This window comes from Streptomyces sp. NPDC052396, from assembly GCF_044593195.1.
Taxonomy (GTDB): domain Bacteria; phylum Actinomycetota; class Actinomycetes; order Streptomycetales; family Streptomycetaceae; genus Streptomyces.
In genome coordinates, this window is the sequence record NZ_JBIUAW010000010.1 from 225565 (window position 1) to 239536 (window position 13972).

17 protein-coding genes are annotated in these 13972 nt (G+C 72.4%); 11 read left to right on the forward strand and 6 right to left on the reverse strand.

What is annotated here, in order from left to right:
- Positions 1-136 precede the first annotated feature (136 nt).
- From ACIHFE_RS25690 to ACIHFE_RS25720, 7 genes are all read left to right on the forward strand, one after another.
- Positions 137-532, forward strand: coding sequence for a hypothetical protein (locus ACIHFE_RS25690; protein WP_400110038.1), 396 nt, complete (start codon positions 137-139; stop codon positions 530-532).
- Positions 525-1730, forward strand: coding sequence for an LCP family protein (locus ACIHFE_RS25695; RefSeq protein WP_400110040.1), 1206 nt, complete (start codon positions 525-527; stop codon positions 1728-1730). The genes ACIHFE_RS25690 and ACIHFE_RS25695 overlap by 8 nt, the downstream gene beginning before the upstream one ends.
- Before the next feature lie 54 nt (positions 1731-1784).
- Positions 1785-2450, forward strand: a complete 666-nt coding sequence (locus ACIHFE_RS25700; protein ID WP_400110042.1) for a lytic transglycosylase domain-containing protein — start codon at positions 1785-1787, stop codon at positions 2448-2450.
- A gap of 75 nt (positions 2451-2525) precedes the next feature.
- A complete protein-coding gene (locus tag ACIHFE_RS25705; protein ID WP_400110044.1) occupies positions 2526-3341 on the forward strand; it encodes a Tellurium resistance in 816 nt (271 codons plus the stop codon).
- Positions 3342-3427: 86 nt separating this feature from the next.
- Positions 3428-4327 carry a phosphotriesterase gene (locus tag ACIHFE_RS25710; protein WP_400110046.1) on the forward strand — a complete coding sequence of 300 codons (900 nt, stop codon included), beginning with the start codon at positions 3428-3430 and terminating at the stop codon, positions 4325-4327.
- 380 nt (positions 4328-4707) lie between these two features.
- Positions 4708-5292, forward strand: a complete 585-nt coding sequence (locus ACIHFE_RS25715) for a hypothetical protein (RefSeq protein ID WP_400110048.1) — start codon at positions 4708-4710, stop codon at positions 5290-5292.
- Between the two features lie 184 nt (positions 5293-5476).
- Positions 5477-6007 (forward strand): DUF4142 domain-containing protein, encoded by a 531-nt coding sequence (locus tag ACIHFE_RS25720; RefSeq protein ID WP_400110050.1) that lies wholly within the window; start codon positions 5477-5479, stop codon positions 6005-6007.
- Between the two features lie 223 nt (positions 6008-6230).
- On the opposite strand, the gene ACIHFE_RS25725 is transcribed toward ACIHFE_RS25720, so the two are convergent.
- Together ACIHFE_RS25725 and ACIHFE_RS25730 are read right to left on the reverse strand one after the other, a co-directional pair.
- Positions 6231-7802, reverse strand: a complete 1572-nt coding sequence (locus tag ACIHFE_RS25725; RefSeq protein WP_400110052.1) for an LCP family protein — start codon at positions 7800-7802, stop codon at positions 6231-6233.
- A complete protein-coding gene (locus ACIHFE_RS25730; RefSeq protein WP_400110054.1) occupies positions 7795-8199 on the reverse strand; it encodes a DUF6542 domain-containing protein in 405 nt (134 codons plus the stop codon). Before ACIHFE_RS25730 ends, ACIHFE_RS25725 begins: the two co-directional genes overlap by 8 nt.
- Positions 8200-8625: 426 nt before the next feature.
- Here ACIHFE_RS25730 and ACIHFE_RS25735 point away from each other — a divergent pair, with 426 nt between their 5' ends.
- Positions 8626-8871: a hypothetical protein gene (locus ACIHFE_RS25735; protein ID WP_400110056.1), complete on the forward strand. Its 246-nt coding sequence runs from the start codon at positions 8626-8628 to the stop codon at positions 8869-8871.
- Between the two features lie 137 nt (positions 8872-9008).
- On the opposite strand, the gene tatA is transcribed toward ACIHFE_RS25735, so the two are convergent.
- Entirely contained in the window at positions 9009-9287 is a 279-nt protein-coding gene (tatA, locus tag ACIHFE_RS25740) for a Sec-independent protein translocase subunit TatA (RefSeq protein ID WP_400110058.1), read from the reverse strand.
- Positions 9288-9378: 91 nt separating this feature from the next.
- Entirely contained in the window at positions 9379-9756 is a 378-nt protein-coding gene (locus ACIHFE_RS25745) for an RNA-binding S4 domain-containing protein (protein WP_400110060.1), read from the reverse strand.
- A 108-nt stretch (positions 9757-9864) separates the two neighbouring features.
- Here ACIHFE_RS25745 and ACIHFE_RS25750 point away from each other — a divergent pair, with 108 nt between their 5' ends.
- Together ACIHFE_RS25750 and ACIHFE_RS25755 are read left to right on the forward strand one after the other, a co-directional pair.
- A complete protein-coding gene (locus tag ACIHFE_RS25750; RefSeq protein WP_400110062.1) occupies positions 9865-10413 on the forward strand; it encodes a hypothetical protein in 549 nt (182 codons plus the stop codon).
- A gap of 116 nt (positions 10414-10529) precedes the next feature.
- Complete coding sequence (locus ACIHFE_RS25755) at positions 10530-11012, forward strand: DUF1453 domain-containing protein (protein ID WP_400110064.1); 483 nt, start codon at positions 10530-10532, stop codon at positions 11010-11012.
- A 48-nt stretch (positions 11013-11060) separates the two neighbouring features.
- Here ACIHFE_RS25755 and ACIHFE_RS25760 read toward each other — a convergent pair whose 3' ends face one another.
- Positions 11061-12044: an AraC family transcriptional regulator gene (locus tag ACIHFE_RS25760; protein ID WP_400110066.1), complete on the reverse strand. Its 984-nt coding sequence runs from the start codon at positions 12042-12044 to the stop codon at positions 11061-11063.
- 142 nt (positions 12045-12186) lie between these two features.
- Between ACIHFE_RS25760 and ACIHFE_RS25765 the strand changes: the two genes are divergently transcribed.
- Positions 12187-13287, forward strand: a complete 1101-nt coding sequence (locus tag ACIHFE_RS25765; protein ID WP_400110068.1) for a PP2C family protein-serine/threonine phosphatase — start codon at positions 12187-12189, stop codon at positions 13285-13287.
- Positions 13288-13359: 72 nt separating this feature from the next.
- Here ACIHFE_RS25765 and ACIHFE_RS25770 read toward each other — a convergent pair whose 3' ends face one another.
- The gene (locus ACIHFE_RS25770) at positions 13360-13917 is read right to left on the reverse strand and encodes a DUF1772 domain-containing protein (RefSeq protein ID WP_400110070.1); all 558 of its coding nucleotides are present in this window, start codon (positions 13915-13917) and stop codon (positions 13360-13362) included.
- Positions 13918-13972 lie beyond the last annotated feature (55 nt).

The following is a 13972-nucleotide window of genomic DNA, read 5'->3' on the forward strand; positions in this document are numbered from 1 at the left end:
GTGGGTCACACTTGCCCGTTTGCGCAAGTCTGCAACCCGGGGCGCGGTGGGCGCGTCTCCCGGCAGGGGACAGCCGCGCCATGGGCGGGCGGGCGTACCGCCGGAGTGACCGACGGAGCAAAGCGAGGGCTTGGGGATGACAGCACCACCGGGCGCCGTCACCGCCGCGATCGTGCTGGTTCCACCGGCACTGGGCGGCGGCCTGGATCTGCTGACCGGATCGGCGCATGGCTGGGGGCTGGCCGTGGGCGCGGTCCTGGCGGCGGTGTGGGGCACCGTCTTCGCGGCCGCGCACTCCGGGCTGAGCTGGGTGATTCCGCTGCCGCCGCTGGTGGTGTTCGCGGTGACGGCCGCGGTCTCGCTGCCGTCCGCCGGCACCTCTCCGCTGTATGGCAGGCCGCTGGCGACGGCCCTGGCCCGCTGGGCGATTGACAGCTTCCCGGTGATGGTGGCGGCCGAGTGCGCGGTGCTCGCCGTCCTGGTCCTGCGGGGCATCCGGGCGCTGGGCGGCGGGAGGAACGGGCATGGCTGACCGGATGCCGCCCGCACCGGCCGTCAGAGCGGCGCGCCTCCTGTTGTGGGCCGCCTCCGCGATGGTGCTGATCGCCTGCGGGGTGACCTGGTTCACCTATCACGCCCTCACCGACGGGCTGACCACCTCGGATGCGCTGAACGCCGCGCGCCGGCACGCCCCCCGGCATCTGGACAGCTCGGCCAATCTGCTGCTGATCGGCCTGGATTCCCGCAAGGACATGGACGGCAACGACCTGCCCAGGGAGTTCGTCCAGGACCAACTGCACGCCGGGTCGAGCGAGATCGGCTACTACAACACCAACACCCTGATCCTGATGCACATTCCGGCGGACGGCGGGCGGGCGACCGCCTTCTCCATCCCCCGGGACGACTATGTGCAGACCCTCAACGGCGATGGCTCCCCCCTGGGCCACTACAAGATCAAGGAGGCGTACTCCTACGCCTACACCGCCGCCCATGACCGGCTGGCCGCCCAGGGGGTCAGCGGCGCCGAACTGGAACACCGCAGCCGGGAGGCGGGACGGGCGGCGACCCTGCAGACCGTGCAGCAGTTCCTGGGGGTGCCGGTCGATCACTTCGCCGAGGTCAATCTGCTGGGGTTCTATGACATCGCCAAGGTGCTGCAGCCCGTGACGGTGTGCCTCAAGCACCCGGTGCACGACCGGTATTCGGGGGCCGACTTCCCGGCGGGCGTACAGGACCTCGACCCGCGGCAGGCGCTGGCCTTCGTCCGCCAGCGGCACGGCCTGGACAACGGCGACCTGGACCGCACCCACCGCCAGCAGGCGTTCCTCTCCTCGGTCACCCATAAGCTCAAGCGCCAGGGCGCCTTCGACGACCTGGGCAGGCTGCGGGAGCTGTTCGGCGTGCTGCGCAAGGACCTGGTGCTCGACAGCGGCTGGGACGTGCTGGACTTCGCCCAGCAGGCGCCCGGTCTCACCGGCGGCAAGGCCGACTTCCACACCCTGCCCATCACCGGTTTCGCCACCATCGGCGGGGAGGATGTCAACCTGGTCGACCCGGACCGGATCAAGGCGACCGTGCAGGCGATGATCGGCCCTGGTGTGCCGCCGTCACCGGGCCCCGCCACGGACGCCAAGGCGCCCCCCGCCGGCCCGCCCGCGCCGGGCGGACCGGCGGCCGGGGGCTTCGCCGGGCCCTCGGTGACCATGGGCGGGGTGCCCTGTGTGGACTGACGTCGGGGATGATGGATCACGGCACCCCTCGGTGAAAGGTCAGGAGGAACGCAGGTGAGCAAGTCCCCGGGTACGGCCCGCCGGTTCGCGGTGGCGGCCGCGCTGACCGCCTGCTGTGTCACCGGGTGTTCCGGCGGCACCGCCCGCTCCGGACACCCGGACGAACGGCCGTCGGCCTCCGCCCATGCCTCCGCCCCGGCCTCCGCCGGCGTGCCGGACAGCACCGGCAACCAGGACCCCGCCCACTACGCACCCCAGGTGATCAAGCACGCCCGGGAGGCCGGGGTCAGTCCCCGTCTGATGATGGCGATCCTCTACAACGAGGACTACAAGCCGCACGATCCCGCTTTCGAGCGGTCCTGGCAGAAGATCAAGCCGGACTCCGCGTTTGGCATCGCCAATATGCACAAGGCGGCCTTCGACCAGACCAAACAGGGCCGGCCCTTCGCCCATCGCGACTGGCAGGACCTGCCCGGCGACCCCGATCTGGCCATCACCGCCGAGGCCTGGTTCCTGCATGACCTCGCCGCCCAGCTGCCCGCCCACTGGGCCGGTTCCTACACCAAGGACCAGCTGCTGGCGCTGGGTTACAACGCCGGTGGCGGGAACATGGCGGCCTTCGCCCGGGGCGCCACCCCGGGCAGCACGGCCGGGTCCTATCTGGACCGGCTCAAGGAGAACTGGGACAAGGCCGGGAAAGCCGTGGCCCGGGCCGGCTGACCGGCCACCCATGTCCTGTCCGCCCGCCTCGCGTTGATCCTGCTGAACGCCGGATCCAGCGAAGGAGGAGGGCGGATGCGCCCACGTGTACGCGCGCCCCGGCGCCCGGTGCCGGCCGGGCAGAGTACGGGTCCCGTCGCGCGCGCCCAGGACGGGAGCAGCCTGTGGTCGTACCTGGTGGGAAATGGCAACCGACGCCGGGAAGCACAACACGCCTTTGACTGGGCTACTCCGCATCACAAGCGGCTCTCCAAGACCCATCCCACCGACTGGCTCACCCATCACAGCACCACCGGTGGCACCTTGAGGGTCAATCTGACCTGGCGGATGCTGGGCGGCCCGGGCGCGCCACGCGACTACGGGCTGCTGCGCACCCTGTTCTCCCCGTCGGCCGCCCAACTCCAGGCCCATGGCCAGGCGCTGGTCTCGGTCGATCTCGACCTGGCCTGCCTGTATGAACTGGCGGACGGCAGCAAGGGCGTGGTCCAGCCGCTGGGCGAGTTCCATGGCGACCTGTTCCATCCGCCGTATATCTCGCTCAGCGGGGACAACCGTTTCGGCGGGCCGACCGGGGAGACCCTGTACATCAACCTCGACCAGCAGGACGCGTTCCGCCGCATCCTGGTCTTTGTCTACAACTACGACTGCACACCGGTGTTCGGCCGTATCGACAGCACCATCACCTTCTATCTGCCCGACGGCCATCAGTTCGCGATAGAGCTGGACGGGCATGATCCGCAGGCACGTTCCTGCGCGGTGGCCCTGATCGAGAACCGGGACGGCCATCTGACCGTGCACCGGGAGGCCGCCTATGTCTATGGCTTCCAGTCGGATCTGGACCGGCTCTACGGCTGGGGTCTGCAGTGGGCGCGGGGCTACAAGAGCAACTGATCACCCCTGGAAACGATGTAACGCCTTGCGCGTTACGCCGAATCGTGTAACGGTTAGCCCGTTACTCGATCATTCCAGGAGCCCCGATGAGCGCCGTGCGCACCGTACTTGGCGATGTCCCCGCCACCGAGCTGGGCGTCACCAATGCCCATGACCACCTTTTCTTCCGCAGCCCGCTGCTGCCGGGACAGGAACTCGACGATCCCCGGGCCGCGTTGGACGAGCTGCGCGCCTTCCGGGAGCTGGGGGGCCGGACGGTCGTCCAGTGGACCCCGCGCGGACTGGGCCGGCGGCTGACCGAGGCCGCCGAGGCGTCCCGGGCCTCCGGAGTGCGGGTGGTGGCCGCCACCGGACTGCACCAGGCCGCGCACTATGCGCCGGAGCGGCTGGCCCGTGAACGGGACCGGCTGGCGGAGCTGTTCATCGCGGACCTGACCACGGCGCCGGTCCGGGCCGGACTGATCAAGGTCGCCGGGGACTTCCACGGTCTCAACACCCATGCCCGCCAGGTGATGACGGCGGCCGCGCAGGCCCATCACGCCACCGGCTCCCCCATCGCCGTCCATCTGGAGCTGGGCACGGGCGCGTTGGAGGTCCTCGAGCTCCTCTGCGGCCAACTGGCCGTGCCGGCGGACCGGGTGATCCTGGGCCACCTGGGCCGTTCACCCGACACCGGGGCCCAGCGGGAGGCCGCCGGATCCGGGGCGTTCCTCGCCTTCGACGGCCCGTCCCGCGCCCATCACGCCACAGACTGGCGGCTGTTGGACGAACTGACCGCACTGGCGGAGGCCGGTTACGCGGACCGGATCCTGCTCGGTGGCGACACCACCACGGCGGCGGCCCGGGCGGCCTCCGGCGGCGGCCCAGGAATGCCCCATCTGCTGCGCAGGCTGCGGCCGCGGCTGGCGGCGGAACTGGGGTCCGGGTTTGTGGAGCAGGTCTTCGTCGCCAACCCGGCCCGGGCCTTCGCGGCCGACTGGCGCTAGGCGCTGCCCGACAGCCCACGGCGCCCCGTCAGGGACGCGGGGAACCGCGCGACCGGCCACGAACGACCCGCACCCACAACACAACGACCAGCACAGCGGACCATGAAGCGTTATATCGACACATAGATCAACTCTTGAAGTCGTCAAATCGCCAGCCTGGACAGGTGATACCGGTATCCGCGCGGCCGGAACCCGTCCGGCGTACCGCGGGTGGTGAATCGCGCCCGGGTGCCCCCGGGGCCTTGTCTGACGGCCTTACAGCTCCGATTCCGGCGGCCGGACGGTGCGTCAGTTGGCCTGCCCCGGGCCCGCTTCCGATTGCGGGGCGCATCGGCAGGACGCAGGGTGACCGGCAAGATCCCCTCCGTGAAGGAGCAGTCATGGCATCCCCCCGCAGATCCGGCCTCCGTATCGCCGCCGCCCTGTGCGCCACGCTGGCCACCATCGCCCCGGCCGCCCCGGCCACCGCCGCCGGCCCGCAGCCGGCTCCCCTGACCGCCGCCGCCCCCGGCGGCAGCCCGGATGAGCTGCGCCGCAGTTCCGGTGACGCGCTCAAGGCCATTGAGCAGGACCGGATGACCCGCCTGGCCGCCGAGGTGGCCACGGAGTGCGCGGCCGCCCATAACCGCACCGAGGAGCAGGGCCGGCAGTGCCAGGCGGTCACCGACCGGGTGACCGTCCTGGACCGGGACCGGGCGCAGCTGCGTGCCCAGTCGACGGCGGCCCGGCCGGACCGGGCGGCGATCGACGCCAGCCGGGCGGAGTCCGACCGTGCCCGCGGCGACTTCGACCGGGACGGCGGCAGCGGGCTGCTGTCGCTGGTCGGCGGTCTGCTCAACACGGTGACCGGGCTGGCCTTCAACCTGCTGGGCAGCGTCACCGGGGTGGCGACCGGGCTGGTGGACACCGCCGGCGGGCTGCTGACCAGCCTGCTGCGCACCCAGTCCGGGCTGATCGGCCGCTGAGGCCGGCGCCGGACGCAATCGGTGCTGCTCCGTTGGAGGGACTGGGACTGCCCCACGGGCAGGCGGCACACCGCCCGGGGGCAGTCATCTGCCTGCGAGGGGCGCGATGGGCGCGCCCTTCACCGCACCGGCCCGGGCCTGAGGCAGGCGTGCCGCGGGCCGACGAGGAACGGAGCGATGAACGATGCGCATGCGACGCCGGGTCACCACAGCACTGGCGGCCATCGCCCTGGCCACAGCTTCCGCCGGGACCGCGCTGGCCACCAATGACGACCACGACGAGGTGTTCCTGACGACCGTTCACCGGGGCAATCTGGCCGAGATCGCAGCGGGCCGCGACGCCCAGAGCAATGCCGTCACCCGGTGCGTCAAGGACCTCGGCCAGGTCCTGGTACGCGACCACACCAAGCTGGACCAGGACGTCAAGGCACTGGCCGACAGGTTCCGGATCACGCTGCCGCGCTCGGCCGGTGCGGATCAGGAGCAGCAGCTGAAGGAGCTGCGGAAGAAGGCCCATACGCCGCGCTATGACGACGCCTGGCTGCGGGCCCAGGACACCGGGCACGTTCTGGCCCTGGACCTGGTGGACAACGAGAAGGACCACGGCCGGGACCCGGCGGTGCGGGATGCCGCCCGCAAGGCCCGGCCGGTCATCGCCAAGCATCTGGACATGATCCGGGACTGCATGTTCGGCCACCAGGCGCACCATAAGTAGCACGGGCCGCGCGGCCCCGCCGCCCCCTGTGGTTCCTGCCCGGGCGCACGACGGGCAGCCGGGAGGACCGGGCGCACCGTTGGCGTACCGTGCCGCTTCCGCCGGGCTCAGCGCCTGGCCGGGCGGAAGCGGCGGTACGTCCGCCGGTGCGCGGGCCGCCGGGGGTGCGGCGGGGCCGCGCCATGTCCGTCGGAGAGGTACAGCCGCCGGCCTGTGATGGCCGTCAGTCGACGCAGGGGACGCCGCCCATCTTCACGGTGGGGCCCTGGAAGTCGTCCGAGGAGACGGGTGAGGGCTCGGCGGACTTGGGTTTTTCGGCGGCCTCCGGCTTGGCGGGGGCGGGGGCCTTGAAGCCGGGGCCGAGGGTGACCACCACATGTCCCGGGGGGACCGCCCGGCCGGCGCCGGCATCGACTCCCAGGGCGGCGGCGATCTGCCGGGCCGCGGCCTGGGCTCCCGGTCCGTGCAGCACCGAAGTGTGGCCGGCCGTCGGGGCGTTGGCGATCATTCCGGGCCGGTAGCCCAGCGCGGACAGCGCCTTGGATTCGGCGGCCGCGGCTCCCGGGGTGCCCGAGGCGTTGCGTACGTCCACCACCATGGTGGCGGCGTCGGCCGGTACGGGGGGTGAGGAGGACGGGGAGGGCGAGGCGGCCGAGGCATGGGCCTGCCCGATCATCGACTGGACCAGCGCCCGTACCTTCACCGGATCGACCAGGTTGACCGCCTCCCCTTTGCGGTTGGCGAACCCGGCGATGGGCAGCGTGTGGAACTCGGCGTTGCCGCCGGTGAGGTTGGGGGCCTGCTGGGCGAAGTCCAGGATGTTCCACCGGTCGTCGATGACCACGTCCTTCTTCACCACGTCGAACAGGCCCTGCAGCTTGTCCAGGTCGCTCCACACGCCCTGGGACTTGAGCTTGTGCGTCACCGAGGAGATAAACGCCTGCTGACGGTGGGTGCGGTCCAGGTCCCCGTTGGTCAGCCCGTGCCGCTGCCGGACAAAGGCCAGGGCCTGACGGGCATTCAACTCCTGTGGCCCGGCGGGGAAGTCGGCGCCCGAGTAGTGGTCGTGGACCGGGTTCTTCAGGCAGACCGGGACCGGTTGCACCACCTTGGCGATGTCATAGAAGCCCAGCAGGTTGACTTCGGCGAAGTGGTCGATGGGCACCCCGAGGAAGTCCTGCACGGTCGCCAGGGTGGCCTCGCGTCCGGCCTCCCGGCTGCGGTGCTCCAGCTCGGCGCCCTTGACGCCCTGTGCGGAGAGGGTGTCCTGGGCCTCGGCCTTGGCGATGCCATAGGCCTCCTTGATCTTGTGCTCACCCCGGCCGCCGGCCACCTGGACATAATCATCGCGCGGAATGGAGAAGGCCGTGACCTTCCCGCCGTCCGCCGGAATATGCATCAGGATAAGGGTGTTGGTGTTGTAGCCGCCGATCTCGCTTGATCCGGCGTGCAGTTCCTGCTGGACAAACTCCTTGGGCAGGTCGTTGCCGTCCATGTCCTTGCGTGAATCCAGGCCGATCAGCAGGAGGTTGACCGAGTCGTCCAGCTTTCTGGGCGCCCCCTTGCGCAGGGCGTCCAGGGCGCTGGAGGTGATCAGTCCGTTGTTCAGCCAGTGGTAGGCCAGCCAGCCGGTGCCGCTGGTCACCATGATGGCCGCGGAGGACAGGCAGACCGCGATCCGGGCGGCGGCCCCCGGTCCGGGGCGGCGGCGGCGCTGCCGCTGGGCGCCCGCCGTGCGGTCGGGGGTACGGCCCGCGGCGGGGCGGGGGCGCTGGACGCGCGGGATGTCAGGCATGGCTGGTCCTCCTGTCCCGCCCCGCCCGGGCGGCCCGGGTCACCAGCACCGTCAGCACAATGGCCTCGGCCGTCGCCATGGCCGGGAAGCTGTCATTGGCCCAGCGCAGCGCGTCCGTCATGGCGGCCGCCGTGGCGGCCTTGCCCGAGGCGCTCGCCGCGTGGGAGCCGCCCGTCAGCAGTTGGGCGCACAGCGCCACCAGGGCGACCGCCGGGGGCGGCACCGCCGGCACCCACCAGCCGCCGGGGCGGGCGCAGGCCGAGGCCAGCAGGGCGGCGGCCGCGGCGGCCCCCAGGGCGTAGATCCAGCCCAGGCCGGGGCCGGTCGCCTCGTCCACCGCGGCGCCCACCGCCAGCAGCGCTCCCGCCAGCGCCAGCGCCTGCCCGGTGGCCAGCACCGGCTGGGGCTGGGGTGGCCTGGGCGCGGGTCTGCCGGTCCGGCTGCCGCCTGGCTCCCGGGATCTGACCGGCTGGTTCGGCAATCCGGCCGAACCACGGGTCACGGAGCCACGCCCCGCACCCTCCTGCCACATCCGGTTCCCCAGGGCACCGGGTGGGCTGCCCCCCATGCGCGCTCCCCTTCTGTAGGCGGCCGCATCGCAGGGCGGCCTTCGCGACTCTTCGGCGTGCGCCCGCGACTCTCCGGGCCTTATCAGGGCGCGCGGAAACAGACCGCCAGAACCATCCCTGACTTGCTCGGTTGCGCAATATAGCAAGTATCGAGGGGTCGTCCGCCTGCCGTCTTGACATCTGTCCGCCGCCCCGGTAGCCCGCCGGGACCTCTCGGTCAACGGCGACCGCCGACCGGATCAAGGAGCCGAACCGTGTTCTTGGACGTGGGTCCGCGCAAGGCGGCGGCGCCGGCACCGGTGGTGCTGCTCTTCGGCCCGGACCGGCTGCCCGGCCGGGTCCGCGAGCGTCTGGCGGCCGACCCGCTGGGGCTCAGGGAGCCGGGCGTCGATGGCTCCACGGTCTCCTCCGATGCACCGTCCAACGCCCCCGCTCCTCCTCGCGGATCAGCCTCGCTCGCGGCGGGCGGTCCCCCGCCGTTCGACCTCGACGCCGCCTGACCCATGGGCGCGGGCGGCGGCCCCGGGAGCCGGAGCAACTTTCAGCCCGTCAACGAGCCGCGGCCGGGTACGGTGACGGCCACGCACGGATGAGTGCGTGGCCGTACCGTCCCGGCCGGAACGGGGTGTGTCTGAGGTCAGCGAGACGAACTGGTGTCGTTCTCGTGCACCGGGCGGGCGGACGCCACATCGCCGGGCGCCGCCTGGATGGTGTGCGGCTTCGCCTCCGTCTGGGCCTGCCCCTGAGGGGCGGCCGACGAGCTCTCCTCCTTCATCGCCCGGGTCTCGCTCTTCAGGATCCGCAAGGACTTCCCCAGCGCCCTGGCCGTGTCCGGAAGGCGCTTCGAGCCGAAGACAACGAGCACCACGATGGCCACGACGAGCAGGTGCCAGGGCTCCAAGCCATTACGCAGCATGTCGTCTCACCTCTTCCCCTCGGTCGCCGTGGCCGCTGCCAGGCGAAGGTCTCCGGCCACCATACCTTCCCGGCTCAGTACCCGAACCCGCTTACGAACGACCGCGGAGCTCCTCGATCTCCCGGCGGTCCCGCTTGGTGGGCCGTCCGGCGCCCCGTTCGCGCAGGCCCACCGCAGCGAGCACCTCGCGCGGGGGCGGCGGGGGGCTGTTGTCGACATAGCACTCCGCGGCCACCGGCGCCCCCACCCGCTTATGGACCAGGCGCGAGATCACCACGATCCGCTCCCGCCCCGCATGGAACAGCCGTACCTCGTCACCCGGGCGTACCGCCTGGGCGGGCTTGACGCGCTCCCCGTTGACCCGGACATGCCCCGCCCGACAGGCCGTGGCAGCCAGCGAACGGGTCTTGGTCAGGCGTACGGACCAGATCCAGCTGTCCACCCGCACGCTCCCCTGTTCTGCAACCATGCCCCGACTGTAGGCCAGCGGGCAGTCGCTGTTGACTTCTTCGGCGCCGCATGCGATCCCATGACGTGTCCACATCAGGTCTGTATCGGGTCTGAAGGGAGAGCGGCGATGAACACCACCAAGAGGCCGAACCGCCGGCGGACGGCGGCGGGCGCCGCGGCCGTCGCCCTGCTGGCGACCGCGGGCATCGGGCTGGCCGCCCCGTCGGCCGTGGCCGGCGGCACGGACACCGTGTCCGTCGGCTACACCTGCACCGGTCCGGGCGCGCCCAGCGGCGTCAACCCCATCCAGCTCACCGTGACCGCGCCGGCCAGTGTCCCCCAGGCCGGCAGCGCGAACCTCACGGTGAGCGCCACCACCCAGATGACCGCGCCCATCGATCTGCCGGCGAACACCGTGACGGCCGAGATGAACCTGACGGTCGGCGGGGCGAACTCCGGCAGCGTCCAGGTAACCGGGGCCACCAATGACAGCGCGGTGTCCAGCGGCTCCACGGTGTCGGTGACCGGAGGCACCGCCTCGGTCGAACTGGACAGCGCGGGCACCACCACCTTCACCCCGGGTGACATAGCGGTGCACGTCTTCGGGGTGACGGTGAGCTGCTCGGTCTCCGGTGACTCTCCGGTCGCCGCGAGCACGGAGGTCACCGCGTCCTGACGGCACCGAGACCACCGCCCGCCCCGGTCCGGCCCGGGGCGGGCGGTGTTGTTCCGTCCGGCACCGGTGGGCTAACCTTTTTTTATCGCAAGGTGGTGCTAAATAAGGGGGATGCGATGAACGCGCTGCTGGTGGCGCTGGTGGTCCTGGTCGTGGTGGCGGTGATCGTCAAACGGCTCAAGGGGGAACCACTCAACCTCCGCGATCTGGCCGTGCCGCCCGTGGTCCTCACCGTCATCGGCGGCACGGCCCTGGCCAAGGCCCATGGTCTGACCGCCGCCGATCTCGGCTGGACGGCGGCCGGCGCCCTGCTGGCCGTCGCCCTGGGCGCCCTGCGCGGCACCACCGTGCGGATCTTCGCCAGGGACGGGGTGCTCTGGCAGCGCTACACCGGCCGGACCTTTCTGGTGCTGCTGGTGTCCCTGCTGCTCGGCGCCGGGTACGGGCTGCTCGCCGAGCGGCTGGGCATGCACCGCGCTGCCCGCCCGGCGCAGCTCTCCATCGGCCTGGGCTTTCTCGGCGAGGCCCTGGTCCTGGGCTGCCGGGGGCTGCGCAGCGGGCTGCCCTTCGCACCGGAGCGGGTCCGGCGGCGCGGGTGACGCTCCGGGCGCACGGCCGGCGGCCGGCACGTCCGGCGCGGTCCGCCGCTACCGCGCGAGACCGCCCGCGCCATCCGCGCCCGGCCGGCCGCCGTCGGCCGGCAGGGCGTCCCGGTACCGGCTGGGGCTCACGCCGCGGACCCGTTTGAAGGCGGCGCTCAGCGCGAAGGCGCTGCCGTAGCCGACCTGCCGGGCCACCGCCTCCAGGGTGGCGTCCGGCTCGCGCAGCAGGTCGGCGGCGAGGGCGAGGCGCCACTGGGTGAGATAGGCCATCGGCGGTTCGCCGACCAGGGTGGTGAAGCGGCGGGCCAGGGCGGCCCGGGAGACGCCCACCTCGGCCGCGAGCCCGGCCACCGTCCAGGGCCGGGCCGGGTGCGTATGCAGCAGCCGCATGGCCGGGCCGGCCACCGGGTCGTGCTGGGCTCGGTACCAGGCGGGCGCGCCGCTGCCCGCCTCGGCCAGCCAGGAGCGCACCACGCTGACCAGCAGCAGGTCCAGGATCCGGTCCAGTACCGCCGCCTGCCCGGGTTCCGCCCGGCCGATCTCCTCGGCGAGCAGCGTGACCAGGGTGGCGGGCGCGGTGTGCGCCGGACGGACCAGCAGGGCCGGCAAGGCGTCCAGCAGCCGGCGGCCGATCTCATGGCGCAGCTGATAGGTGCCGGTGAGCAGGACCACCGGACCGTCGGGGTGGTTGCCCCAGGTGCGGACGCCCAGCGCCATGCCCTCGGACACATCCTGGCCGTCACCGGTACTGCACATCTGCCCGGGCCCGATGATCACCTGGACCGGGGTCGTGGGATCGTCGGAGACGGTGTACGGCTCGGGGCCGCGGATCAGGGCGACCGCTCCTGGCTCCAGCCGCACCGGCTCGCCGTCGCCGGGAGTGATCCAGGCATGTCCGCGCACCACGGTGAGCAGGCACAGCGGCGCCCGGTCGGCTATCCGCAGCGACCAGGGCGGGCTCAGCACCGACCGCAGCAGAAAGGCCCCCCGGGCCTTGGGCCCGTCCAGCAGACCGGTCAAGGTGTCCACCGGGTGAGTGTAGGGGCGGGCGGCCGTTGCCGGGTTGCGGCCGCCGGGGCGGCCCCTAGGGTTGAGGTCGAGGGGGTCGGGACCGGCCCTGAAACCCCATGAAGTCCCCTGAAGTCTCCCGAAGCCAGATCCCGGCGGGACCATGAAGCGAGACCCCGGCGGAGAGAGCCTCTCCGGTCCGCCTGCCTCTCCCGGCCATGTGCGGGGGCTGGTGCTGACCGCCTATGGGCTGCTCACCATCGCGGTGGCCACCGATGTGGTCAGCAATCCCCGGCTGACCTTCTCCCCCGTGCTCTCCACCGCGCCGGCGCTGGCCGGCATCGGTGCCCGCAGGGCCCGGGTGCCGTTGCTGGCGGGTCTGGTGGCGCTGGCGGCGGTCCCGCTGCTGATCGCGGCCAATCCGGGCGTCTCCCTGGCCGTCCATCTGACGTCCGGCTTCGCCGTGCTGGCGGTGACCTGTGTCAGCACCGCCAATGTGGTGCTGATGGCCACCAGGGAGCGGGAACTGCTCAGTTCGCGCTCGGTGGCCGAGGCGGCGCAGCTGGCACTGCTGCGGCCGGTGCCGGAGCGGATCGGCGGGCTGCGGGTGGCGGTGCGGTATCTGGCGGCGGCCACCGACGCCCGGGTGGGCGGCGACCTCTATGAGGTGCTTGCCACCCCGTACGGGATCCGGGTGCTGCTCGGCGATGTCCGGGGCAAGGGCCTGTCCGCGGTGGAGACCGCGTCCGATGTGCTGGGCACCTTCCGGGAGGCGGCCCAGGTGGAGCCCGAGCTGGGGGCGGTGGCCGGGCGGCTGGACGCCACGGTGCGGCGGCGGGGCCTGGGCGAGGAGTTCGTCACCGCCGCCCTGCTCGGCCTGCCGCCGGACGGCGCCCGGGCCGAACTGGTCAACTGCGGCCATCTGCCACCGCTGTTGCGGCGTCCCGACGGGACGGTGTCCGAGATCGGGGTACCGGCAGAGGCGGCCGATCCGCCACTGGCCCTGCGGAACCTGGTCGGTGGCGAGTACCACACCGAGCGCTTCGCCTTCCGCCGGGGCGATCTCCTGCTGCTCTTCACGGATGGTGTGACGGAGGCCCGGGATGCCGCCGGCCGCTTCTACCCGCTGCAACAGCGGCTGCCCCGGCTGCCGGAGGGCCCTCCGGACGCGGTCCTGGACGGCCTGGTGGCGGACCTGCTGGCGTACGCGGGCGGGTCACTGTCCGACGACGCCGCACTGCTGGCGGTGCGCCGGGAGCGCTGACCGTACCCCTAAGGGGCGCGGGGCGGCTGCGTCATACGGCTCCGCCGTGTCCCCGCCGGCTGCCCCCGGCCCTCAAAGCGCCCGCGAACGGACGGCCCGCACCCGCTCCCCGGCGGGGGGTCGCGGGCATCCCCGCCCATGCAGCACCAGCGCCCTGCCCAGGCACCCCAGCGCGGCGGTGCAGGACAAGGTCCTTGCCGCGTTGGCCAGTTGCCAGGTGCCGGTGAACCGGTGGTGGATGTCGGCCAGTTGGGCGGCCGAGGCATGGTCGCCGAGCCGGGCCAGCTCATCGTTGAGCGGGATGTTGACGCCGAAGGTGACGGCCAGCGCCACGGCGTAGAGCACGGCCGAGGCCGCCGCCCAGCGGGCCGCGGAGCGGCGGCCGAGCCGGTGCTGCAGCACCGCGGCGGCCGCCGCGGCCGGCAGCGCACCGCAGAAGACAAGCCCGAACACCCCGTTCTGGATGGCCTGGTTGACGGCGCGCATGGCCTCGGCGAAGGCCCGGTCGTCGCCACGGTTCAGGCCGGGCATCACCGCCACATCGAAGGCGAAGAAGAGGCCCGCCATCAGTCCCGTTCCCACCGTGGCCGCCATCAGTACGGGCCCGGCCACTGTCCGCTGGTTTGTCATGCGTCCAGCCAACCGGAGGACCGGTGCGCGGAGCCATGATCCAGCGGCTCGCCTC

What these genes read in the sequence shown, in the direction of transcription:
- ACIHFE_RS25750 (WP_400110062.1), top strand. Translation starts at nt 9,865, where the DNA reads ATGAACACCACCAAGAGGCCGAACCGCCGGCGGACGGCGGCGGGCGCC.
- ACIHFE_RS25715 (WP_400110048.1), top strand. Translation starts at nt 4,708, where the DNA reads ATGGCATCCCCCCGCAGATCCGGCCTCCGTATCGCCGCCGCCCTGTGC.
- tatA (WP_400110058.1), bottom strand. Translation starts at nt 9,287, where the DNA reads ATGCTGCGTAATGGCTTGGAGCCCTGGCACCTGCTCGTCGTGGCCATC.
- ACIHFE_RS25765 (WP_400110068.1), top strand. Translation starts at nt 12,187, where the DNA reads ATGAAGCGAGACCCCGGCGGAGAGAGCCTCTCCGGTCCGCCTGCCTCT.
- ACIHFE_RS25770 (WP_400110070.1), bottom strand. Translation starts at nt 13,917, where the DNA reads ATGACAAACCAGCGGACAGTGGCCGGGCCCGTACTGATGGCGGCCACG.
- ACIHFE_RS25705 (WP_400110044.1), top strand. Translation starts at nt 2,526, where the DNA reads ATGCGCCCACGTGTACGCGCGCCCCGGCGCCCGGTGCCGGCCGGGCAG.
- ACIHFE_RS25720 (WP_400110050.1), top strand. Translation starts at nt 5,477, where the DNA reads ATGCGCATGCGACGCCGGGTCACCACAGCACTGGCGGCCATCGCCCTG.
- ACIHFE_RS25725 (WP_400110052.1), bottom strand. Translation starts at nt 7,802, where the DNA reads ATGCCTGACATCCCGCGCGTCCAGCGCCCCCGCCCCGCCGCGGGCCGT.
- ACIHFE_RS25695 (WP_400110040.1), top strand. Translation starts at nt 525, where the DNA reads ATGGCTGACCGGATGCCGCCCGCACCGGCCGTCAGAGCGGCGCGCCTC.
- ACIHFE_RS25690 (WP_400110038.1), top strand. Translation starts at nt 137, where the DNA reads ATGACAGCACCACCGGGCGCCGTCACCGCCGCGATCGTGCTGGTTCCA.
- ACIHFE_RS25745 (WP_400110060.1), bottom strand. Translation starts at nt 9,756, where the DNA reads ATGGTTGCAGAACAGGGGAGCGTGCGGGTGGACAGCTGGATCTGGTCC.
- ACIHFE_RS25755 (WP_400110064.1), top strand. Translation starts at nt 10,530, where the DNA reads ATGAACGCGCTGCTGGTGGCGCTGGTGGTCCTGGTCGTGGTGGCGGTG.
- ACIHFE_RS25710 (WP_400110046.1), top strand. Translation starts at nt 3,428, where the DNA reads ATGAGCGCCGTGCGCACCGTACTTGGCGATGTCCCCGCCACCGAGCTG.